18 protein-coding genes are annotated in these 22,352 nt (G+C 67.7%); 11 read left to right on the top strand and 7 right to left on the bottom strand.

Annotated features, from left to right (window positions below):
- Positions 1-85: 85 nt before the first annotated feature.
- On the top strand, positions 86-769 hold the full coding sequence (locus AC4AMJ_RS12365; protein ID WP_489894800.1) for an iron-dependent transcriptional repressor DtxR: 684 nt from the start codon (positions 86-88) through the stop codon (positions 767-769).
- Between the two features lie 7 nt (positions 770-776).
- Here AC4AMJ_RS12365 and AC4AMJ_RS12370 read toward each other — a convergent pair whose 3' ends face one another.
- Together AC4AMJ_RS12370 and AC4AMJ_RS12375 are read right to left on the bottom strand one after the other, a co-directional pair.
- Entirely contained in the window at positions 777-1,907 is a 1,131-nt protein-coding gene (locus AC4AMJ_RS12370) for a DUF4192 domain-containing protein (RefSeq protein WP_489918171.1), read from the bottom strand.
- A 160-nt stretch (positions 1,908-2,067) separates the two neighbouring features.
- Positions 2,068-2,718 carry a hypothetical protein gene (locus AC4AMJ_RS12375; RefSeq protein ID WP_489918172.1) on the bottom strand — a complete coding sequence of 217 codons (651 nt, stop codon included), beginning with the start codon at positions 2,716-2,718 and terminating at the stop codon, positions 2,068-2,070.
- Between the two features lie 246 nt (positions 2,719-2,964).
- Between AC4AMJ_RS12375 and AC4AMJ_RS12380 the strand changes: the two genes are divergently transcribed.
- Genes AC4AMJ_RS12380 through AC4AMJ_RS12390 form a run of 3 tightly spaced genes read left to right on the top strand, consistent with a single transcriptional unit; the run spans position 2,965 to position 6,502 of the window.
- Positions 2,965-3,933: a PAC2 family protein gene (locus tag AC4AMJ_RS12380; RefSeq protein WP_489894795.1), complete on the top strand. Its 969-nt coding sequence runs from the start codon at positions 2,965-2,967 to the stop codon at positions 3,931-3,933.
- Entirely contained in the window at positions 3,930-6,035 is a 2,106-nt protein-coding gene (locus tag AC4AMJ_RS12385; protein WP_489918420.1) for a DEAD/DEAH box helicase, read from the top strand. The genes AC4AMJ_RS12380 and AC4AMJ_RS12385 overlap by 4 nt, the downstream gene beginning before the upstream one ends.
- Before the next feature lie 29 nt (positions 6,036-6,064).
- Positions 6,065-6,502, top strand: a complete 438-nt coding sequence (locus tag AC4AMJ_RS12390; protein WP_489918173.1) for a nitroreductase family deazaflavin-dependent oxidoreductase — start codon at positions 6,065-6,067, stop codon at positions 6,500-6,502.
- Between the two features lie 226 nt (positions 6,503-6,728).
- Here the strand turns inward: AC4AMJ_RS12390 and AC4AMJ_RS12395 are convergent, their stop codons facing one another.
- Complete coding sequence (locus AC4AMJ_RS12395; protein WP_489918174.1) at positions 6,729-7,664, bottom strand: hydrogen peroxide-inducible genes activator; 936 nt, start codon at positions 7,662-7,664, stop codon at positions 6,729-6,731.
- Between the two features lie 135 nt (positions 7,665-7,799).
- Between AC4AMJ_RS12395 and AC4AMJ_RS12400 the strand changes: the two genes are divergently transcribed.
- Entirely contained in the window at positions 7,800-8,387 is a 588-nt protein-coding gene (locus AC4AMJ_RS12400; RefSeq protein ID WP_489918175.1) for a peroxiredoxin, read from the top strand.
- Between the two features lie 11 nt (positions 8,388-8,398).
- Positions 8,399-8,932, top strand: a complete 534-nt coding sequence (locus tag AC4AMJ_RS12405; protein ID WP_489894788.1) for an alkyl hydroperoxide reductase — start codon at positions 8,399-8,401, stop codon at positions 8,930-8,932.
- Positions 8,933-9,017: 85 nt separating this feature from the next.
- On the opposite strand, the gene AC4AMJ_RS12410 is transcribed toward AC4AMJ_RS12405, so the two are convergent.
- Positions 9,018-10,247, bottom strand: a complete 1,230-nt coding sequence (locus AC4AMJ_RS12410; protein WP_489918176.1) for an aminotransferase family protein — start codon at positions 10,245-10,247, stop codon at positions 9,018-9,020.
- Between the two features lie 106 nt (positions 10,248-10,353).
- Here AC4AMJ_RS12410 and hrpA point away from each other — a divergent pair, with 106 nt between their 5' ends.
- A complete protein-coding gene (hrpA, locus tag AC4AMJ_RS12415; RefSeq protein WP_489894784.1) occupies positions 10,354-14,265 on the top strand; it encodes an ATP-dependent RNA helicase HrpA in 3,912 nt (1,303 codons plus the stop codon).
- Between the two features lie 24 nt (positions 14,266-14,289).
- On the opposite strand, the gene nrdR is transcribed toward hrpA, so the two are convergent.
- Positions 14,290-14,781, bottom strand: a complete 492-nt coding sequence (nrdR, locus tag AC4AMJ_RS12420; RefSeq protein WP_489900853.1) for a transcriptional regulator NrdR — start codon at positions 14,779-14,781, stop codon at positions 14,290-14,292.
- 101 nt (positions 14,782-14,882) lie between these two features.
- Entirely contained in the window at positions 14,883-15,512 is a 630-nt protein-coding gene (locus AC4AMJ_RS12425; RefSeq protein WP_489918177.1) for a LysM peptidoglycan-binding domain-containing protein, read from the bottom strand.
- A gap of 232 nt (positions 15,513-15,744) precedes the next feature.
- Between AC4AMJ_RS12425 and lexA the strand changes: the two genes are divergently transcribed.
- Positions 15,745-16,476 (top strand): transcriptional repressor LexA, encoded by a 732-nt coding sequence (gene lexA, locus AC4AMJ_RS12430; protein ID WP_489894780.1) that lies wholly within the window; start codon positions 15,745-15,747, stop codon positions 16,474-16,476.
- Positions 16,477-16,558: 82 nt separating this feature from the next.
- Here the strand turns inward: lexA and ptsP are convergent, their stop codons facing one another.
- Positions 16,559-18,268, bottom strand: coding sequence for a phosphoenolpyruvate--protein phosphotransferase (gene ptsP / locus AC4AMJ_RS12435; RefSeq protein ID WP_489894778.1), 1,710 nt, complete (start codon positions 18,266-18,268; stop codon positions 16,559-16,561).
- Between the two features lie 125 nt (positions 18,269-18,393).
- Between ptsP and AC4AMJ_RS12440 the strand changes: the two genes are divergently transcribed.
- From AC4AMJ_RS12440 to AC4AMJ_RS12450, 3 genes are read left to right on the top strand one after another with little or no spacing between them, the layout of a single operon-like run.
- Positions 18,394-19,164 carry a DeoR/GlpR family DNA-binding transcription regulator gene (locus AC4AMJ_RS12440; protein WP_489894776.1) on the top strand — a complete coding sequence of 257 codons (771 nt, stop codon included), beginning with the start codon at positions 18,394-18,396 and terminating at the stop codon, positions 19,162-19,164.
- 29 nt (positions 19,165-19,193) lie between these two features.
- The gene (locus tag AC4AMJ_RS12445) at positions 19,194-20,186 is read left to right on the top strand and encodes a 1-phosphofructokinase family hexose kinase (RefSeq protein WP_489918178.1); all 993 of its coding nucleotides are present in this window, start codon (positions 19,194-19,196) and stop codon (positions 20,184-20,186) included.
- Positions 20,187-20,237: 51 nt separating this feature from the next.
- On the top strand, positions 20,238-22,334 hold the full coding sequence (locus AC4AMJ_RS12450) for a PTS fructose transporter subunit IIABC (protein ID WP_489918179.1): 2,097 nt from the start codon (positions 20,238-20,240) through the stop codon (positions 22,332-22,334).
- Positions 22,335-22,352: the final 18 nt, after the last annotated feature.

The following is a 22,352-nucleotide window of genomic DNA, read 5'->3' on the forward strand; positions in this document are numbered from 1 at the left end:
GGGGGCCGGGTCCGCCGCGACACGCGGGACGGTGGTGACCGACCAGGTCAAGGTACCCTTGGTTCAGACGAAGGGACTGCGCACCGTGAACGATCTTGTTGACACCACCGAGATGTACTTGCGGACGATCTACGATCTCGAAGAAGAGGGCATCGTCCCGTTGCGCGCACGTATTGCCGAGCGGTTGGAGCAGAGTGGTCCGACGGTGTCGCAGACGGTGGCGCGCATGGAACGCGACGGCCTGCTCCACGTGGCCGGCGACCGACACCTGGAGCTGACCGAGAAGGGCCGTGAACTGGCGGTGGCGGTCATGCGCAAGCATCGGCTGGCCGAACGGCTGCTGGTGGACGTCATCGGCATGCCGTGGGACCAGGTCCACGAGGAGGCCTGTCGCTGGGAGCACGTGATGAGTGAGAACGTCGAGCGACGCCTGTTGGCGGTTCTCGACAATCCCACCACCTCGCCGTACGGCAACCCCATCCCCGGGCTCGATCAGCTCGGCGCCTCGCAGGCCCCGCTGACCGACGGCGCCACCCGTTTGTCCGATCTTCCCCAGGGGGATCCGCTGGTGGTCATCATCCGGCGGCTGTCCGAGCACGCCCAGGCCGATACAGGCCTGATCAGTGAGCTCCGCGAGGCCGGTGTGGTGCCCAACGCCCGTGTGACGGTGACGGTCAGCCCCGGTAAGGCGCTGGTGAACTCTCCCGGCCACGACGGTCTCGAACTGACCGGGGACATGGCCCATTCGGTGTTCGTGGAAAAGGTCTGAGGGCGGATCACCCCACCTCGCGATCGGTGCTCGGAGCCGGTAGCGGCACCCCCAGAGTGCTTGCCACGTCGTAACTGTCGGCGATCGTCTGGTGCAGCAGATGTGGTGGGATGCCACCCTGCAGCGCCTGGTCGAGCAGGTTCGCCAACGACCAGTGCGGGTCGGCGGCGAGCGCGCAGTCGAGTGCGACACCGGCGTACCCGCCCTCCCCGTTGAGGTAGTGCAGATGCGCCAGCATCGTCGCCGCACTCGCACGCTGCGAGCCGGTCAGCCGCCGCGTGAGCTCACGCCACAACGCCTCCGCCGCGTGTCGCAGATCGGTGACCGCGAAGGCCAGTGCGGCGTCACGAACCGGGATGCGGGTGAGTGCCACACCGAGCATGCTGACCGTCGGGCAGTCGAGCGTCGCCGGTTCGGCGGACCGGCCCGGTGGGCCCTGGGCGATGATCTGCCCGATGACCCGCCGCAGCAGTACGCCGTCGTCGAGAACCGTCTCCTGCGCGCCGGGTGGGTCCGACACGACCGCATGCGGCCCCACACAGTGCGGGAGGGGTGTCAGCATCGCCGCCATGTCCGAACGCTGCCCGAGCACCCGCCGCCCGGTCTGCAGCGCCTTGGCCAATGCCGTCGGGCTGGCGTGGGGATCGCCGATACGGCCGCGAGTCGAGGCCGACGGGGCGATCGGGGCCACCGCACGCCGACCCCGCTCCCTCGCGCGCGCCGATGGCCGCGGGTCCCAGACGCGCTGCCAGCGAGCGCCCTCGACGAACTCGCCGACGACGAAACCGGCCGCCACGCCACCCACCGTCGAGAACAGACCGTCCGCGACGGTGCAGATTCGCCGGTAACGCTCGTCACCCACCGGATAGCGGTCGTCGGCGATCACCAGGATGACCGCCTGAACGTCATTGCGGACACACACGTCGGCAAGTCCGGTCAGCACGCCCCTCAGCGCAGCCACCAGTTCACCGGCGTCGTCGAGGACCAGGTCATGCCGCATGGCCGTCTGTACCACCCGCGGATCGTCGCCGAATGCGAGCACGATCAGCGAGTGATCCGGGACGAAGCCGAGGAGGCCCGGCACAGCGGTCAGCAGTGCGGACTGGGACAGGGAACGGGTGCGGTGGGATGCAGACATGCCGACATCCTGGAACCCCGGCCCTCCCCCGCCGCCGCTCCCGCGACCGATTCGGCGGTTACGGGCACGGGTTGTCCCCAGTTGGCACAGCATCCACAGAACACGCTGGGCCGATGTCGGGACCGAACGAGTCCGACGGTGCGCCCGACCCGACTCGTGGTCAGCCGAACGCCGACTCGACCGCCGACTCGAACAGTGCGTTCAGATGTACGGCGGCAGTGGCAGACATCGCGCCGGCGCCCTGATGGCGGTACTCGACGATCACCCGCACCCCGCCACGTTGGGCCATCAGCGTCGTGGTGCCCGTCGTCAGCGCCGACGGGCCCGTCCCACCCGTCGACGACTGTCGGCGCAGCGCGGCCGTCGTCACCGATCCCTGCTGCGGCGGCGGGATCACCTGGGTGGACACCGCCGACGTCGCGGTCGGTGCAGACCCCGAGGTCACGTGCGGGCAACGACGTGCCAGGTCGGTGACATCGTCGAGTTCGTCGTCCGCGTGGACCACCGCAGAGGTGAAGGTGGCCGCTGAGTCGGACGGATCCGGCCCGACCAGGATGACGGCGCCGGCCGACGGTACCGCGGTGGGAGTGCACTCCGCCGGGCTCACGACACCGTGTAGTGGTCGGCCGGTCAGGTCTGCGAGTGCCGCGGGTACCGCCGGCTCTGGGACCCGGGTCGCCGTTCCGGTCGGGAACTCCGACGGAGCGACCGCCCGGGACGACAGATCACCGCCACCGGCCTCCGCCTGCCCGTCGACCGAGCATCCGAGCGTCAGGAGCGACACCGCGAACACGAGCGCAGAGCTCAGCACCAACCCCACCCCACGGCATACTGATCCGGTCACAACGCACTACTGTGCCACCGATGGCGCCGAGGCGACCCGCCGACACCCCGCGTCCGCCGATCCCCCGCTACGTCGATCGCTGCGTCGACGACGGGGAATCGACACCGCCGCCAGGTTGTTGTGCCGGGTGAAAGCCGCATCGCCTACCGAAATTGGCCCTGCATGCCATAGATGCGAGAGAATCGACATACACGACACGAGGAGGCACGACTCATGGACGACCAGTCCGCTGAGCACAGCGCGCTGTACTCGTTGGAGTTTCCTGCACCGCAGGTCTCGAACGACGAGGGCACCGGCCCGGTGCTGCTCCATGCACTCGACGGATTCGCCGACGCCGGCCACGCCGTCTCGCTGGCGGCTCGCCACCTGCGCGACGCACTCGACTCCGAACTCGTCGCGACGTTCGCCACCGATGAACTGATCGACTACCGGTCGCGTCGGCCGACCGTCAGCTTCGACGGGAACAAGTTCACCGACGTCGAGATGCCCACGCTGACCATGCATGCGATCCGTGACACGGCGGGTCGGCCGTTCCTGCTGCTCGCCGGTGCGGAACCGGACCTGCGTTGGGAACAGTTCGTGGAGGCCGTGCGCCGGCTCGTCGAGCGTTTCGGGGTCACCGATGTCATCGGCCTCAACTCGATCCCGATGGCCGTGCCGCACACCCGCCCGGCGTCGATCACCGCGCACGGCAGCGACCCCGACCGGCTCGGCGACCTGCCCCGGTGGGGCTCGGCGATGAAGTTGCCCGCCAGCGCCTCGATGCTGCTGGAACTGCGGATGAGCGAGCATGACTATCGTGCCGCCGGCTTGTCCGTCCATGTGCCGCACTACCTTTCCCAGACCGACTATCCGGCGGCGTCGGCACGGTTGCTGGGCGCGGTGGGTGAGCTGACCGGGCTGGCGATACCGGTCGCCGCGTTGGAGAACGCCGCGGCCAAGGTCCGTGAGCAGGTCGACAAGGAGGTCTCCGGCAACGCCGAGATCGAGTCCGTGGTGGCGGCGCTCGAGAGCCAGTACGACACGTTCACCGAGGCACAGGCCGAGCGGGCGTCGCTGCTGGCCGCCGAGGCCGATCTGCCCACCGGCGACGAACTCGGCGCCGAACTCGAGCGGTTCCTCGCCGAACAGGTCCGCGAGGACGGCGACGAGGATGCAGGCGGTCCCCCATCGCCGATCTGAGCGACACCGTCGCGGCTCACCTGGCGCCGGTCGCCGATGAGGACACCGCCTTCGAGAACTTCACCACCTGGTGGAATGAGCGTGGTATCGAGCTGTACCCGCATCAGGAGGAGTCTCTCCTGGAACTCATCGCCGGCAACAACGTGATCTTGGCGACCCCGACCGGGTCGGGAAAGTCCCTGGTGGCGGCCGGTGCCATCTATTTCGCGCGCTGCCGAGGTGAACGGGCGTACTACACCGCCCCCATCAAGGCACTGGTCAGCGAGAAGTTCTTCGAATTGTGCGCGACGTTCGGCGCCGAGTCGGTCGGGCTGCTCACCGGCGACGCGGCCGTCAATGCCGATGCCCCGATCATCTGCGCCACGGCCGAGATCGTCGCGAACCTCGCTCTGCGCGACGGCGCGCTCAGCGACATCGGCACCCTCATCGCCGACGAGTTCCACTTCTACGGCGAACCCGACCGCGGCTGGGCCTGGCAGGTGCCCCTGATCGAGTTGCCGCACACCCAGTTCCTGCTCATGTCCGCCACGCTCGGTGACACCACGTTCTTCGTCGACGATCTGCGGCGCCGCACCGACCGGCTCACGGTCGCGGTGACCGGGACCCAGCGTCCCGTTCCGCTCGAACACAGCTACGCGATGACGCCGATCCACGAGACGATCGAGGAGTTGGTCGCCGTCGGGCGTGCACCGATCTATGTGGTGCATTTCACCCAGGCGGCCGCGGTCGAGCGGGCGCAGGCCTTGATGTCGGTCAAGATCGCGGACAAGGCCGAACGGGCCGCGATCGCAGACGCCATCGGCGATTTCCGCTTCCAGACCGGTTTCGGCTCCACCCTGTCGAAGCTGCTGCGGGCCGGGATCGGCGTCCACCACGCCGGCATGCTTCCCCGCTATCGGCGCCTCGTGGAGCGGCTCGCACAGCAGGGTCTGTTGAAGGTGATCGCGGGCACCGACACCCTCGGCGTCGGTATCAACGTGCCCATTCGCACGGTCCTGTTCGCCGGCTTGAGCAAATACGACGGCACCCGGGTCCGTCGACTGCGCGCCCGGGAGTTCCACCAGATCGCCGGAAGAGCGGGACGTGCCGGATTCGACACCGTCGGCTACGTCGTCGTACAGGCGCCGGAGCACGACGTCGAGAACGCACGAGCGGTCGCGAAGGCGGGTGACGACGCGAAGAAGCTCCGCAAGCTCGTGCGCAAGAAGCCGCCGGAAGGGTTTGTGTCGTGGGGTGAGAAGACGTTCACCCAACTCGTGGACGCACCCGACGAGCCGCTGCGCTCGCATTTCCGGATGACCACCGCGGTCCTCATGGAGGTGCTGTCACGGCCGGGCGACTGCTTTGCCGCGATCCGCCATCTTCTCGAGGACAACCACGAACCGCGCAATCGGCAGCTCCGGCACATCCGGCACACCATCGAGCTCTACCGCGGTCTGCGGGAATCAGGAATCGTCGTGCAACTCGACGCCCCGGACGACCACGGTCGCAATGTCGCCCTGTCGGTGGATATGCCGGAGAACTTCGCGCTGACCAACCCGCTGTCGTCCTTCGCGATCGCCGCCTTCGAGATCCTCGACCCCGCGTCGTCGTCGTATGCACTCGACGTGGTCTCCATCCTGGAATCGACCCTGGAGGATCCACGGCCACTGCTTTTCGCCCAGCGCAAGGCCGCCCGGGATGCCGCCATCGCGGAGATGAAACTCGACGGCATCGAGTACGAGGAGCGGATGGCGCGCCTCGAGGAGATCACCTGGCCGCGACCGCTGGCCGACGAGATCGACTTCGCCTTCGGCGTGTATCGGCGCGGACACCCCTGGGTCGGTTCCTATCCACCCTCCCCGAAGTCGGTGCTGCGCGAGATGCTGGAACGGTCGATGACCTTCAACGAGCTGATCTCCGCGTACGGGCTGGCACGCAGCGAGGGCGTGGTCCTGCGTTACCTGTCGGATTGCTACCGGGTTCTGCGACAAGGACTCCCCAACGCCGTCAGCACGCCCGAGGTGGTGGACATCACCGAACGGGTGGGCACCATGGTCCGCGAGATCGACTCCAGCCTCGTCGACGAATGGGAACAGCTGAGTCACTCGGCCGCGGAATAGTCGTATCCGCGGGCGCCGTTGGACAGGGCATGCCACTCACCGGAGAATACGAACCGAGTCCGTCCGATTGGGCCACCAAGCAGGTCCAGGAATACGAGGCGTCGAACGGCACCGCCGCGACCACCATGAAGGGCAAGCCGGTGGTGATCCTCACCTCGGTGGGGCGCAAATCCGGCAAGCTCCGCAAGACCCCGCTGATGCGCGTCGAGCATGACGGCGTCTATGCCGTCGTCGCGTCTCTCGGTGGCGCACCCAAGCATCCCGTCTGGTATTGGAACCTGGTCGAGAACCCGCACGTCGAGCTCCGCGACGGTGAGCACGTGGGAGACTACGACGCGCGCGAGGTGACCGGCGACGAGTACCGACTCTGGTGGAACCGGTCTGTCGAGGCATGGCCCGACTACGCCGAGTATCAGACGAAGACCGACCGGGTCATCCCGGTGTTCGTCCTCGAACCCCGCGACTGACACCGACAGAACCCCGTTTCGCGCCGAGAGAACCCCGGCAGCTGTGGAGGGAAACCGCGATTCGGCTGCGGCGCTTGATTCAGCGGCGACCATCGGGCACGTGGCATGCGGCACGCGTCTGGCCCGGCTCGGTCCGCGCCAGGTCGGGTTCTGTCGGCGCGATCCGGGGTTCTGTCGGCGCAATCCGGGGTTCTGTCGGCGCGATCCGGGGTTCTCTCGGCGCAACTCAGGCCGCCCTGGTGACGTCACCGGTTGCGACGATGAGGTCGCCGATGGTCTCGGCCAGCGTGCGGTACGCCTCGGCGCGACCGGCGGACTCACGGAAGACCATCCCGACACGACGTCCCGGTCGCGGACGCGCGAATGTGGCGGTGGCCAGATTGCCGCGGCCGGCTTCGGTGTCCACCGCGGTCTGCGGGATCAGCGTCACTCCCAGTCCGCCCTCCACGCACTGCACGGCCGTCGCGAGCGATGCGGCGCGCGTCTGACCCACCTCGGGACGAACTCCGGCCAGCCGGCACACCTCCAGCGCCTGATCGCGTAGACAGTGCCCTTCGTCGAGCAGCAGCAGCGGCAGGTCGGCCAGCCAGGCCGGATCGACTCGCTTTCGACCCGCGAGCGGATGGCCCGGCGGGAGCGCGAGCACGAAATCCTCTGAGTACATGGGCACCTCGGTCAATCCCCGCTCGTTGGTGGGCAACGCCATGATCGCGACGTCGAGTGATCCCTCTCGCACCTGCCGCAGCAGGCGCGAGGTCTGATCCTCGACCACCTGGAGCCGAAGCGACGGCAGCAGTTCGTCCACCCCGCGCAGGACCGTGGGCAGAATGTACGGGGCCACAGTGGGAATCAGACCCAACCGCACCGGCCCCGCCAACGGATCTCCGTTGCCCACCGCCTCGGCGAGGAGCTCGTCGACGGCGTCGATCACCGCAATCGCCCTCGGCAGGAGGCGCTCACCCTCGGGCGTCAAGAAGACACGCCGAGTCGTGCGTTCCACCAACTGCACACCGAGTCCGGACTCGAGGCCTACCAGCGCCTGCGACAGCGTGGGTTGGCTGATTCCCAGATCATCTGCGGCAGAACCGAAATGGCGACGATGGGCGATGGCGACAAAGGCGCGTAGCGCCGTCACCGACGGCTGATGACTTTTATTGGCCATGGCTATCAATATAGTGCGTATCATCACGTTTCGCTTTCGCCGAGATTCCGGCACGATGGTGCATGTCTGACGACGAAGTCCTTTCGCGCACATGACGTGGCAATCGAAGATCCCAGACCAAGGAGCGATACGAACATGGCCCTGCTGACAATCGGCGATCAGTTCCCCGCATACAACCTCACCGCTGTCATCGGCGGAGACCTGTCCAAGGTCGACGCCCAGCAGCCCGACGACTACTTCACCACCGTCACCAGCGAGGACAACCCGGGCAAATGGCGGATCATCTTCTTCTGGCCGAAGGACTTCACCTTCGTCTGCCCGACGGAGATCGCGGCGTTCGGCAAGCTCAACGACGAGTTCGCCGATCGTGACGCACAGGTCCTCGGCGCCTCGGTCGACAACGAATTCGTCCACTTCCAGTGGCGCGCTCAGCACGAGGACCTCAAAACCCTCCCGTTCCCCATGCTGAGCGACCTGAAGCGTGAACTCGCTTCCGCCGCAGGGGTTCTCAATGCCGACGGGGTCGCCGATCGGGCGACCTTCATCGTGGACCCGAACAATGAGATCCAGTTCGTCTCGGTGACCGCCGGCTCGGTGGGTCGCAACGTCGACGAGGTCCTTCGCGTCCTCGACGCTCTGCAGTCCGACGAGTTGTGCGCCTGCAACTGGAAAAAGGGCGACCCGACGATCGACGCCGGTGAACTGCTGACCGCGAGCGTCTGAGAGGAATTCGAATGAGCATCGACAACCTGAAGGAAGCCCTCCCGGAGTACGCCAAGGACCTCAAGCTGAACCTCGGCTCGATGACCCGGACCACCGCTCTCACCGAGGAGCAGCTCTGGGGCACCCTGCTGTCGACAGCGGCGGCCACCCGAAATGCCAAGGTGCTCTCGGAGATCGCCGACGAGGCCGCCGACACCCTGTCGGCCGAGGCCTACAACGCCGCGCTCGGCGCCGCGTCGATCATGGGTATGAACAACGTCTTCTACCGTGGCCGCGGTTTCCTCGGCGGTAAGTACGATGACCTGCGTCCGGGTCTGCGGATGAACATCATCGGTAATCCCGGCGTGGACAAGGCCTTGTTCGAGTTGTGGTCGTTCGCCGTGTCATCGATCAACGGCTGCGAGCATTGCGTCGGCGCACACGAGAACACCCTGCGTGAGGCGGGCGTCGACCGGGAAGCGATCTTCGAGGCACTCAAGGTCGCCTCGATCGTCGCCGGCGTCGCCCAGGCGATCGCCACCACCGAGGTGCTCAGCGCGGTCTGACACCCGAGCCACGACCTGACGACCTATCGCGCCCCGGCCGACGATCCCGGCCGGGGCGCGATAGGTCTTCTCCCGCCGGCCGGTATCAGCTCAGCGCGGCACGCATGCGGTCGGCGAGCTCGCAGACCTCGTCGGTGGTCATCACGAACGCGGGCGAGATCTGCAGCGCACCCTGCCCGGCCGCCCGTCCGCTCACGCCGTGCTCTCTGAGCTTGCCGATCATCGGCAGTGCCTGCGCAGGGTCGGCCAGCTGGACTGCACTGACCGCGCCGAGCCCCGTCCGGACCTCGGCGACCGAGTCGAGCTCGGCAAGCGGAGAAAGTGCCTGGGCCAGATCGGTTTCCAGGCGACTCGCCGCACCCAGCAGACCTTCCGCCTCGATGATGTCGAGATTGGCCATGGCCGCCGCGGCAGCACCGGCGTGTCCGCCATAGGTGTAGCCGTGCCGCCACCAGACACCGCCGGCGAAGAACGGCTCGGCGATCCGCGGTGCGATGAAGACCGCTCCCATCGGAACATAGCCGGACGTCAGCCCCTTCGCGGTGGTCATCATGTCCGGTGCGAGGTCGAATCGGGTGGAGGCGAACCACGATTGCCCCCCGATGCGGCCGAAGCCGGTGACGACCTCGTCCGCGACGAACAGGACGTCGTGGTCGCGGCAGATCTGGCGGACCTCGGCCAGATAGCCCTCGGGCGGAAGATAGATACCGCCGGCCCCGATGATCGGTTCACAGAAGAATGCCGCGATCCGATCGGCCCCGACACGCTCGATCAATCCGAGCAGACTCTTGGCGTTGTCCCATTCCACCGACTCGGCGTCCGGCATGAGTTCGCCGTAGCCCTCACGATTCACCGGGATGCCCGCCAGTGCGGTCCCGGCGACATGCATGCCGTGATAGGCCTTGGTCCGACCGACGATGATGTTCTTGTCCGGCTTGCCCATCTCGTGCCAGTAACGGCGCGCGAGCTTGGCCGCGGTGTCCACCGAATCGCTGCCGCCCGAGGTGAAGAAGATCTTGCTGTCCGGTACCGGCGCGATCGCGGCGAGGCGTTCGGCCAGCTCCATGGTGACGTCGGCGGTGAAATCACCGAAGCCCGAGTAATGGGCCAGCTTCCCCAGTTGGTCGGCGACAGCCTGCGCAACCTCGGTGCGGCCGTGGCCGATGTTGGTGAACCACAGGCCCGCGGTCGCGTCGAGATACTCACGCCCCTGCGCGTCGTAGATCCGTGTCCCTTGTCCTCGGGTCACCACGAACGGACCATTCGTGGAGACCGACCCCATATCGGCGAAGCCGTGCCACAGTGAACCTGCCATTCCCCAATCATGCCGGGTGTGCGCGGCACCGCCGGACCCAGGTGCCGGGCCGCCGACCCGGATGTGCGGCGGGTCACCGACGAGGACCCAATACTCTGGACACATCATGTCCGCACCGACCACCGACGAACGCCGCGAATTGGCCGACGTACTCGACGACCTGACCATCGTCGACGCCCATCGTCTGCGTCGCCGGCTCGACAAACTCGGGCGATCACCGAAACGGTCGACGTGGGACCGGCTGGCTGCGGACGTGGCGGCGGCGCAGGCCCGGGTGCACCGCCGACGCGCCGCGGTACCGGTCATCGAGTATCCGCCGGACCTGCCGGTGTCGGCGGCGCGGGACGAGATCGCCGCCGCGATCAGCGAGCACCAGGTGGTGGTGATCGCCGGCGAGACCGGGTCGGGCAAGACGACCCAGCTACCCAAGATCTGCCTGGAACTCGGCCGCGGAATTCACGGCGCCATCGGCCATACCCAGCCGCGCAGGATCGCCGCGAGTTCGGTCGCCCGCCGGATCGCCGACGAGACCGCCACCGAGATCGGCGACGCGATCGGGTTCTCGGTGCGGTTCACCGACCGCTCGGGTGCGGACACGCTGGTCAAGGTGATGACCGACGGCATCCTGCTGCGCGAGATCGGCACCGACCCGCTGCTCCGTGCCTACGACACGTTGATCATCGACGAGGCACACGAACGCAGCCTCAACATCGACTTCATCCTGGGCTATCTGAAACGCCTGCTGCCTCGGCGCCCCGACCTCAAGGTCATCATCACATCGGCGACGATCGAACCGGACCGGTTCGCCCGCCATTTCGCGGCCTCGGTCGACGACGCCGACGAGGTACCGATCCTCGAGGTCTCCGGTCGCGCATACCCGGTCGAGGTTCGATATCGCCCATTCGGAGACGCCCGCGACCCCGATTCGGACCACCGTGATCTCGATCAGGCGCAGGCCATCGATTCCGCGGTCGGAGAACTCTGGTCGGCACACCGCGGGGACATCCTGGTCTTCCTCCCCACCGAGCGGGACATCCGCGAGACCGCGGACGCATTGCGCCATCGCGTCTCGGCCGGCGCGGAGATCGTTCCCCTGTTCGCCCGGCTGTCCATCGCCGATCAGCAACGGGTGTTCGCGCCGTCGTCCGGCCGGCGCATCGTGTTGGCGACCAACGTCGCCGAGACGTCCCTGACCGTGCCCGGGATCCGCTACGTCATCGACACCGGTACGGCACGGATCTCGCGCTACTCGACGCGGTCCAAGGTGAACCGCCTGCCGATCGAGCCGGTGTCGCAGGCGAGCGCTCGTCAGCGTGCCGGCCGCTGCGGCCGCGTCGCACCGGGCATCTGTATCCGTCTCTACGATCAGGACGACTTCGACAATCGTCCGGCGTTCACCGATCCGGAGATCGTGCGGACCAATCTGGCGGCGGTCATCCTCCAGATGGCCGCGCTCCGCCTCGGCGACGTGTCCGAGTTCCCGTTTGTGCAACCACCCGACGCGCGTGCGATCCGCGACGGTATGGCAGTCCTCGCCGAACTCGGCGCGATCCGCGAGACCACGCGAGACGACCACGAACCGGTCCTGACACCGGTCGGCCGGCAGATGGCCCGTATCCCCGTCGATCCGCGCCTCGCGCGGATGCTGATCGCCGCACACGAGGACGGCTGCCTCGACCACATGCTGGTGATCGCCGCCGCGCTGTCGATCCCCGATGTTCGGGAGCGCCCCGGCGAGCACCGTGAGGCGGCCGACGCAGCACACCGCCGCTTCGCGGTCCCCGGCTCAGAGTTCCTCGCCTATCTGGAGCTCTGGAACTATCTCGCTGACCGGCGCCGCGAACTGTCGGGCAATCAGTTCCGCCGGCTCTGCGAACGCGAGTTCCTGCATTTCCTGCGGATCCGCGAATGGCAGGAACTGCACCGGCAGCTGTCCCGGATCGTGTCCGACCTGGACTGGACCACCGCCACCACCAGCCGCGACGGCGACGCCATCCACCGGGCGATCCTCTCCGGCCTGCTCGGCAACATCGCGGCGCGCCAAGGGGATTCACGGGACTATCTCGGCGCACGGAACACCACCCTGGCGATCTTCCCGGGATCGTCGCTGTCCCGGAAGCCGCCACCGTTCATCATGGCCGCCGAACTCGTCGAGACATCGCGACTCTTCGCGCACACTGTCGCCGGGATCGATCCCCTTTGGGTGGAGAAACTCGCCGGCGACCTCGCCCGACGGTCGTACAGTGAGCCGCACTGGTCGTCCAAACGCGGCTCCGCGATGGCCTACGAACGCGTCACGCTCTACGGCGTCACCCTCGTCGCGCAGCGCCGGGTACCTTTCGGACGCATCGACCCGGCGACCTCACGGGAGATGTTCATCCGCCACGCCCTCGTGGAAGGCGAATGGCGCACCGATCATGCCTTCTTTCAGCGCAATCGGGAACTGCTCGACGCCGCAGCCGACGTCGAGCACCGCGCCCGTCGCCGGGATGTGGTGATCAGCGAACAGCAGTTGTTCGAGTTCTACGATGCGCGGGTCGGTCCCGATGTGGTGTCGGCGCGACACTTCGACACCTGGTGGAAGCAGACGAGACGCGAACACCCCGACCTCCTCGACCTGCGTCCAGAAGATGTGGCGGTCGACGTCGCGGTCGCCGACACCGACTTCCCCGGAGCCTGGCAGCAGGGCGAGACGCGCCTGGAACTCCGATACCGATTCGAGCCCGGCGCGCCCGATGACGGTGTCACCGTGGTGATCCCGCTACCGTTGCTCGACCATGTCCGGGCAGCGGGCTTCGACTGGTCGGTGCCGGGCCTGCGCAGCGAACTCGCCACCGAACTCGTGAAATCACTGCCGAAAGCGCAGCGCAAATCGATGGCGCCCGCCCAGCGTTTCGCGGATCTGGCGCTCTCACGACTCACACCGCGCGCCGAGCCGCTCATCGCCGGGCTGGCCCGCGAGCTCACATCGATCACCTCGATGACCGTGTCGCCCGGGGATTTCGCGCCCGAGCGCATACCTGCCCACCTCACCATGAACTTCGCCGTCGTCGACCGGACCGGCGCCACGATCGCCGGTGGTAAGTCGCTCGCCGACCTGAAGAAACAGTTCGCCGATCGGGACGACACCCCGGCGCCACGGACGGCCGTCACCACATGGAGCGCCGAAGGGATCGGCAACCTCGCGGACAGCGAGACGAAAGTGGTTGCCGGTCAATCCATCACGCGATATCCAGGATTGGACGTGGTGCGCGACGACAACGGGCACGCCGTCGGCGTGACCGGCGTCGAGAGCCCGACCGCGGCCCAGCGCGACCAGCGTCATCACGACGCCGTCATCGTTTTGCTCGATGCAGCGATGCCGCGTCTTTCCCGCAAGATCACCGGGACTCTCGACGCCGCGGGACGACTCACCCTGAGCCAGAGCCCGTATCGCAAGCCGGACGATCTGGTGGCCGACTGCACCCGGCGCGCGGTCCGCGACCTCGCCGCGGACCGAGATCTCACCAGAATCCGAACTCCGGAACAGTTCGAGCAACTGTGCACCGGGCTGCGAAGCGACGTCATCGGTGCCGCCCCAGAATATTTCACACTGGCCATCGACGTTCTGCGTCACGTCGCCCCGTTGCGTGCCCAGCTCGATCGGCTGAGCGGGTCGGTCGCCGCCGATGACGTCGCCGAACAACTCGAGAACCTGGTCTTCGACGGATTCATCGCCGCAACCCCTCGCGACCACCTGACCCACGTCCCCAGATACCTCGAGGCGGCAACTCGTCGACTGACCGATCTACCCGCGTCTGCTCATCGGGACCATGACGGCATCGCCACGGTCGATCGCGTCGTGAGCCACTGGAATCAACGCGGCGCGCGGCTTCCCGAGGGACGACGCGCTGCACTGGACGAATTCGCCCACTGGCTGATCGAGGAACTGCGGGTGGGCCTGTTCGCGCAGCGACTCGGAACCGCATACCCGATCTCGGAGAAGCGCGCCATACGTGCACTCGACGCCTTCACCTGACCATCGGCGTCGACACCGGTCCGGTCAATCGGTGAGCGCAGACCCCGCGGCATCCACCGGTTTACGATGCGTGAGATTGCCTTGCAGGTCATCGATCTCACGCTGGAAATCCTCCAACGAGTCAAATGACCGGTAAACCGACGCGAACCGCAGATAGGCGACCTCGTCGAGGTCGCGAAGCGGACGAAGGATGGCCAGGCCCACCTCATTGCTGGGTATCTCGGCCGAGCCGGATGCCCGGACAGCGTCCTCCACCTGCTGTGCGAGCTGAGCCAGGGCATCCTCGGCGACGTCACGCCCTTGACAGGCGCGACGCACTCCGCGCATCACCTTCTCGCGACTGAACGGCTCGGTCACGCCGTTGCGTTTCACCACCGACAGCACGGCGCTCTCCACCGTCGAGAACCGCCGACCGCACTCCGCACACGAACGACGCCTTCGGATCGCCTGCCCCTCGTCGGCGACACGCGAGTCGATGACCTTGGTGTCTTCGTTCTTGCAAAACGGGCAGCGCATGTCGTCCTCACGCACGTCTCGGGACACTCCGGCGCACCGGATGCCCGCTACGCCGTGCCGGTTTCCGGCTGGAACCTGTGACATGAGAGTACCGCCTGCGCTCAGCCGTATGCGGGTGCGACCAGTGCCTGCCCGACCCGGAGACCCGACCCGGACAGGTCGTTGCGCTCGACGATCTGGTCGATGACCGCCTGCCTGGGCACATCGGGCGCGATCCGATCGGCGATCGTGCTCAGCGAGTCGCCCTGTCGGACATGGACGATCTCGGTGCCGACTGGCGACGGCTGCACGGACGCCGCATAGTTGGAGCCCACGATTGTGACCACCCACACCAGAACCGCGAGCCCACAGCCCACGAGTACCGCCAGTGCCGTGGCCCTCCGGCGTGCGTGCAGGCGTGATTCGGCCGTCGACACAGCGCACCGGGTCCCCGCAGCCCGAGGTAACTGTCCGACGGCCGGGCGAGCCGGCCGTCGGTCGGCCGGGCGGACGGGTTCGTGATGCGCCTGGCGCCGCGGCCGTGTGCCCGCGCCGAGACGGACCCGCTCCTGCTCGCCGGTACGCGTGCGCCCGCTTCGCGTCGGCTCGGTGCTTGCCGAGTCGGTGCGTGCCGAGTCGGTGCGCTCGCGCTCGATGCGCACACGCTCGGCGCGCACGGGCTCCGTTCGTTCAGACCTGGACACCGCCCCGTCCGGGGTGCGTGTGCTGCGCGTGAGGGTCCCAGTGCTCATCGTGTCCTCCTCGGCTCCCGATCGACCGGACTGTCGATCACGTGTTCGACGGAACGTATGTTCGATTAGTATCACGGCAGACCGACAATGTCTCGACACGCGTCGAACAAATGTTTGAACATGTCGGGATGTTCGGATACTGTCGGCGCTGTAGCAAGGCAACATCCAGCAGGTTTCCGAAAGGAACCGGGCAGGCGCCCCCACATGACGGACGCCGAGAGGGAGGACACCGATGAGTGACAAAGCCGGCGGACGGCGTGACGCCACCCGTGGGACCGACGAGACCGGGGGCGCGACGACGGTTGATCCCGAGGTCGCCGAGGCGAACCTCACCGCCCGCCAGCGGGGTGTGCTGGAGTACATCCGCACGTCGGTGCGTGAACGTGGATATCCGCCCAGCATCCGCGAGATCGGCGAGGCGGTCGGACTGACCTCCACCTCGTCCGTCGCACATCAGCTACGGACTTTGGAGCGCAAGGGCCTGCTCAAACGCGATCACAATCGGCCTCGCGCCGTCAACATCCAGGACGGCGAGCAGCACACGCCGCCGGGCGGCACGGCCGCACCGGCCGGTGGCTCAGAACTGCCGACTCCCACCTTCGTACCCGTACTCGGACGCATCGCCGCGGGCGGACCGATCCTCGCCGAGGAGGCCGTCGAGGACGTCTTCCCGCTCCCCCGTGAGCTCGTCGGCGACGGGTCGCTCTTCCTGCTGCGCGTGGTCGGCGAATCGATGATCGATGCAGCGATCTGCGACGGCGATTGGGTCGTGGTGCGACAGCAGAACGTGGCCGAGAACGGTGACATCGTCGCGGCGATGATCGACGGCGAGGCAACCGTCAAGACGTTCAAGCGCAAGGACGGTCACGTCTGGCTGATGCCACACAACGCGATGTTCGAACCGATCCCCGGCGACAACGCCGCCATCCTGGGTAAGGTCGTCACGGTGATGCGCCGGGTGTGAACGGTGGGCCCGGCCCGGGGCCCGGTACCGGGCCGCCACGAGCCGGCCGGTCGGGCCTCCATGGAAGCCCGACCTGATGACGCTAGGCGTCCAACGCCGCCGTCGCCGCCGCACGCGCAGCGGCCGGGTCGGACGTGCGTAATGCCGCCTGGGCCGCAACCTGGCACTGGTCCATGCTGACCGCTCCGAGTCGGGCTCCCACCGCGGCCGCCGCGGCTGGAGCCGACGACAGCGACGTGACACCCATCCCGACCAGCACGCACGCCAGCACCGGGTCTGCTGCGGCCTCGCCACACACGCCCACCGACTTGCCCACTTCGGAACCCGCGCGCGCCACGGTTGCGATCAACGACAGCACCGCAGGCTGCCAGGGGTCGGTCAGGCCGGCGAGTTCGGCCGACATCCGATCCGCCGCCATCGTGTACTGGGTGAGGTCATTTGTCCCGATCGACACGAAATCGACTTCGGCCAGTATGGATTCGGCAAGAATCGCGGCCGCGGGCACCTCCACCATCACACCGGCGATCAGTCCGCGCGCACGCACCTCGGCGGCGAACTCCGCGGCCTCGGCCGCCGACGCGATCATCGGCGCCATCACCCAGGCGGTCGATTCGCGGCCATTCGCCGCAGCGGCGATCGCATCGAGCTGAGCGGTGCGGATCTCGGGATGTTCCTGGGCAATCCGATTGCCCCGCACGCCCAGCGCGGGGTTGGCCTCGTCCAGTTGGGTGACGAACTTGAGCGGTTTGTCGGAGCCGGCGTCGAGCGTGCGGATGACCACCTTCTGTCCGTCGAAAGCATCCAGCACCTCGCGGTAGAGGCTTGTCTGTTCCTCTACCGTCGGCGCGTCCGCGCGATCAAGGAAGGCGAGTTCGGTGCGGAACAACCCGACACCTTCCACCGGATAGGCGGTGGCGGTCCGCGCCGACGCTCCGTCCGCGACGTTGGCCAACACCGAGATCCGGCGTCCGTCGGCGGTTTGCCCAGGCCCGGACCAGTCGGCGACCAGCTCCGCCGCCCGACGACTCTCCTCGACGCGCTCCGTGGCGTCGGCGGCGTCCGGTTCGACCTCGATCGTGCCCGCGGTTCCGTCGACGAGCACGATGGTGCCCGCCTCGACCGTCGCGAGGTCCGACACCGCCACCACGCACGGAATTCCCAGCTGTCGCGCGATGATCGCCGTGTGGCTCGTCGGTCCCCCCAATCGGGTGACCAGCGCGGTGATCATGGCCGGGTCCAGGCCGGCCGTGTCGGCGGGCGCGAGATCATCGGCCATCAGAATCGAGGGCACCGACGGCTCCGGCACACCGGGCTCTGGTACACCGAGCAGCTCGGCGACGACCCGATCGCGTACATCGTTGAGATCGGTGACACGTTCGGCCATCAGGCCGCCCAGCTTCGTGAACATGGCGGCAAATTGTTCGGTCGCCGCAACCGCGGCCGCCGGAGCGGCCGAGCCCTTGGCGATCAAGGCCGACGCCGCTCCGACCCAGCCGCGGTCCTCGGCCAGGCCCGCCGTCGCCGACAGCACCTCGGCGGCAGCGCCGGATGCGTGTGACGACCGTTCGCGAAGTCGACCCGCGACTGCCGCAGCGGCATCGGTGAAGCGTTTCGTCTCGACCTCGCGTTCCTCGTCGGCGATCACACCCCCGCCGCTGACGTCGAATACGGGACGTTCCCCGGGCCAGACCACCGGGCCGTAGGCCTTTCCACCGACAACCGGCGTTCCGTTCAGTACCTGTGTGCGCTCCACCGAAGACCTCTCTGTGTTCGACGCCGAGGCCGGCTGCATTCGCAAGCTCCCGGCCATTTCTCTGTGATCAAACTTACAACAAACACTTGACGTGACCACACAAACAAGCGTAAACAAAGGTATATCAACATTCAAACCCACCGAAACCCACAGACGAGGACATCGTGTACGCGGAGGAACGACAGCAGGCGATCGCCCATCAGGTCCGCTTGAACGGCCGCGCCTCGGTGGCCGCACTCGCCACGGCCTTCGATGTCACGAGCGAGACCGTGCGGCGAGACCTCGCCGTGCTCGAACGGGCAGGGCACCTGCAACGGGTGCACGGTGGCGCGGTACGGCCCGGCTCGACGCCGGTCATCGGAGAACAGGGCATCGACGAACGGCAGATGTCCCACACCGAACAGAAGTTCGCGATCGGCCGCGCCGCGATGCGGTTCCTCCCGCCGGACGGGGGCTCACTGTTCTTCGACGCCGGTACCACCACCTACCAGGCGGCACTCGAGATGCCCCGGGACCGCCGATTGACGCTGGTCACGCACAGCATCCCGATCGCGGGGGTACTCGCCGCGCAAGGAGCCGCCGATCTCCACGTCGTCGGCGGGCGGGTACGCGGACTCACCCAGGCAACCGTCGGCGCCGACACGGTGGCCGCCCTGGAGAAGATGCGCATCTCGACAGCCTTCGTCGGCACCAACGGGATCAGTCCGGGTTTCGGGCTCTCCACCCCCGACCCCGATGAGGCCGCCATCAAGTCAGCCATCGTCCGCGTGGCCAACCGCGTTGTGGTGCTGGCTGATTCGTCCAAGATCGATCGCGAGGATCTCGCGTCCTTCGCCGACCTGACCGATGTCGATGTGCTCGTCACCGACGCCGGCGTAGACCCGATCACCTCGGCCGAGCTGGCCGACCACGGCATCGAGATGGTGGTCGTATGACCCCTGTTCGCACGACCGAAAGGGACCCCATGACGTCCTCCGATCCGACCCCGGTCACGATTCTCACACTCACCGCCAATCCCAGTCTCGACCGGACTCTCGAGCTGTCCACACCACTGCAACGTGGCGCGGTGCAGCGCGCCACGGCGGTGCGATCCGAGCCGGGCGGCAAGGGGATCAACGTCGCGCGGGTGGTCGCCTGCGCAGGAGTGTCCACCAAAGCCATCCTCCCGGCCCGCCCCGGGGATCCGTTTCTCACCGCTCTGGACGGCGTCGGACTACCCCACCTGACCCTCCCGATCGACGGCGAGATCCGCTCCAACATCACCGTCGCCGATCCCGACGGCACCACAACCAAGATCAACGCGCCCGGATTCGCGCTCGACGACGACCAGGCAAGGGCGCTGGCCGACCTGGTGGTCGACAACGCGCGCGGCGCCCGGTGGGTCTCGCTGTGCGGGTCACTGCCGCCAGGCCTGCCCGACGACTGGTACCGCACCGTCATCGACGCGCTGGGTGCGCAGGGATGCCGGGTCGCGGTGGACACCTCCGGTAGACCGCTGGCCGAGGCCGTCACCGGCCGCGTCGATCTGCTCAAACCCAACGATGAGGAACTCGCCGAAGCGGTCGGTACCGACGCGGCACAGCTGGCCGAGGCCACCAGGGGCGGAGACCACGCGCCGCTGATCGCGGCGGCACGGACCCTCGTGGACCGGACCGGCGCGGCGATCCTGGCGACACTCGGCGCGACCGGGGCGCTGCTCGTGACCGGCGGCGGCACCTGGTTCGCGACGCCTCCGCCGATCGTGCCCCGCAGCACCGTCGGCGCGGGGGATTCCGCTCTCGCCGGCTACCTCATCGCCGAGAGCCGCGGAGACGATGAACCGGACCGCCTGCGCACCGCGGTCGCTTATGGGTCTGCGGCAACGGCGCTCCCCGGGACTCAGCCTCCGTCGCCGGACCAACTCGATCTCGCACACGTGCAGATGACCGACCTCACAGGAGCCGCCCACACCCGATGAACCACCGCCGCACCTGCCGACTTGCACGATTCATGGAATGAAGGAAATCCCATGTCAGAACAGATAATCACACCGCAGACGGTGAGCCTCGACATCGACGCGGGCAGCGACCCGGCCGCTGTCATCGGCTACCTCGCCGACAAACTCGCCGCGGCCGGCCGCACCACAGATCCCACCGTGCTCACCCGGGGCGCCCTGGACCGCGAGGCGAAGTCGGCCACCGGACTTCCCGGCGGCATCGCCATCCCCCACGCCCGCGCCGAGTCGGTCACCGAGGCGAGCCTGGCTATGGCGCGCCTCTCGAACAAGGTGGACTTCGGCGCTCCGGATGGCCCCGCCGACCTCGTGTTCCTCATCGCCGCCCCCGCGGGCGGGGCGACCGAACACATGAAGCTGCTCAGTTCGCTGGCCCGTTCGTTGGTGCGGCCGGACTTCGTCGAGTCGTTGCGTGGGGCCGAGAGTGACGAACGCGTGGTCCAACTGGTCGACGAGGCCATCAATCCACCCGCGGCAGCACCCGCTGCAGCAACAGCTACGGCGGCCGCTGCGACCACATCCGCTGCGGCGTCGGCGGCATCGACGGGCACGACGCCGCCACCGTCGGCCGGCGCCGGAGAGGAACGCCGTCCGTCGGTGGTGGCGATCACCGCGTGCCCCACCGGCATCGCCCACACCTACATGGCAGCCGACGCCCTCAAGTACGCCGCCGAGCGCGCCGACGTCCAGTTCCATGTCGAGACACAGGGATCGGCCGCCACCACACCGTTCGATCCGCAGGTGATCGCCGACGCCGACGCCGTCATCTTCGCCACCGATGTGGGTGTCAAGGGCAAGGACCGTTTCCACGGCAAACCCGTCATCGCGTCGGGCGTGAAACGGGCGATCAACGAACCCGACAAGATGATCGCCGAAGCCGTTGCGGCCTCACATAATCCGTCGGCAGCCGTGGTCACCGCGGGCGCCGGGGACGCTGTCCCGGAGGCCGCCGAGAGTGGCGGCCTGGGTCTGGGCAGCCAGGTCCGCCAGGCACTGATGACCGGCGTGAGCTACATGATCCCGTTCGTCGCCGCCGGCGGCCTGCTGATCGCGCTCGGCTTCCTTCCCTTCCTCGGCGGATACGAGATCGCCAACAAGACACTCGACGAGGCGGGAACGATGAGCGACGGGGCGTTCATCGCCCTGCACAACAGTCTCTGGGACCTCCCCGCAGGAGGCCTGGGACAGTACATCGGCGCGGTCCTGTTCGCGGTCGGCTCACTGGCCATGGGCATGCTGGTGCCGGTGCTCGCCGGCTACATCTCGTTCGCCATCGCCGACCGACCCGGCATCGCACCGGGTTTCGTGGCCGGTCTGGTCTCGGTGGCCGTCGGCGCCAGCTTCATCGGCGGCCTGGTCGGCGGTCTGATCGCCGGTGTGGTCTGCTTGTGGATCTCTCGAGTCCCACTGCCGACCTGGGCGCGTGGCCTGCAACCGGTGGTGATCATCCCACTCGTGGGCAGCCTGGCCATCGGCGCGCTGATGTTCATGTTGCTCGGCAAACCGCTGGCGTGGGTGACCGAGAAGATGACCGACGGACTCAACAGCATGTCCGGTGGATCGGCCATCATCCTCGGCATCGTCCTCGGGCTGATGATGTGCTTCGACCTCGGTGGCCCGGTCAACAAGGCGGCCTACCTGTTCGCCACCACCGGACTGGCGATCGGCGGTGCCGCACAGCTCCAGATCATGGCCGCGGTCATGTGCGCCGGCATGGTCCCACCCCTGGCGATGGCACTGGCCACCGTGCTGCGTCCGAAGCTCTTCACCGAGCCGGAGCGCGAGAACGGCAAGGCGGCCTGGCTGCTGGGTGCGTCGTTCATCTCCGAGGGTGCGATCCCGTTCGCGGCGACCGACCCCTTCCGCGTGATCCCGTCGATGATGGCCGGCGGTGCCCTGTCGGGGGCCCTGGTGATGGCATTCGGTGTCGAGCTCCGGGCTCCGCACGGCGGCATCTTCGTGTTCTTCGCGATGAACAACTGGGTGCTGTTCCTCATCGCCCTGGCCGCCGGTACGGTCCTCAGTGCGTTCGCGGTCATCGGCGCCAAGCAGTGGCACCTCAACCGGCAGCATGCCACCGTCGTCGAGGATCTCGAAACCGTGCCCGCCTGAGCCGAACTCCGGCGACAC

It is taken from the genome of Gordonia sp. LMA484 (genome assembly GCF_058129505.1).

Coding starts and splice junctions, on each gene's coding strand:
- AC4AMJ_RS12395 (WP_489918174.1), bottom strand. CDS start 7,664: ATGGCCAATAAAAGTCATCAGCCGTCGGTGACGGCGCTACGCGCCTTT.
- AC4AMJ_RS12410 (WP_489918176.1), bottom strand. CDS start 10,247: ATGGCAGGTTCACTGTGGCACGGCTTCGCCGATATGGGGTCGGTCTCC.
- AC4AMJ_RS12400 (WP_489918175.1), top strand. CDS start 7,800: ATGGCCCTGCTGACAATCGGCGATCAGTTCCCCGCATACAACCTCACC.
- lexA (WP_489894780.1), top strand. CDS start 15,745: ATGAGTGACAAAGCCGGCGGACGGCGTGACGCCACCCGTGGGACCGAC.
- AC4AMJ_RS12425 (WP_489918177.1), bottom strand. CDS start 15,512: ATGAGCACTGGGACCCTCACGCGCAGCACACGCACCCCGGACGGGGCG.
- AC4AMJ_RS12370 (WP_489918171.1), bottom strand. CDS start 1,907: ATGTCTGCATCCCACCGCACCCGTTCCCTGTCCCAGTCCGCACTGCTG.
- AC4AMJ_RS12390 (WP_489918173.1), top strand. CDS start 6,065: ATGCCACTCACCGGAGAATACGAACCGAGTCCGTCCGATTGGGCCACC.
- AC4AMJ_RS12405 (WP_489894788.1), top strand. CDS start 8,399: ATGAGCATCGACAACCTGAAGGAAGCCCTCCCGGAGTACGCCAAGGAC.
- AC4AMJ_RS12445 (WP_489918178.1), top strand. CDS start 19,194: ATGACGTCCTCCGATCCGACCCCGGTCACGATTCTCACACTCACCGCC.
- ptsP (WP_489894778.1), bottom strand. CDS start 18,268: ATGCAGCCGGCCTCGGCGTCGAACACAGAGAGGTCTTCGGTGGAGCGC.
- AC4AMJ_RS12380 (WP_489894795.1), top strand. CDS start 2,965: ATGGACGACCAGTCCGCTGAGCACAGCGCGCTGTACTCGTTGGAGTTT.
- AC4AMJ_RS12450 (WP_489918179.1), top strand. CDS start 20,238: ATGTCAGAACAGATAATCACACCGCAGACGGTGAGCCTCGACATCGAC.
- hrpA (WP_489894784.1), top strand. CDS start 10,354: ATGTCCGCACCGACCACCGACGAACGCCGCGAATTGGCCGACGTACTC.
- nrdR (WP_489900853.1), bottom strand. CDS start 14,781: ATGCGCTGCCCGTTTTGCAAGAACGAAGACACCAAGGTCATCGACTCG.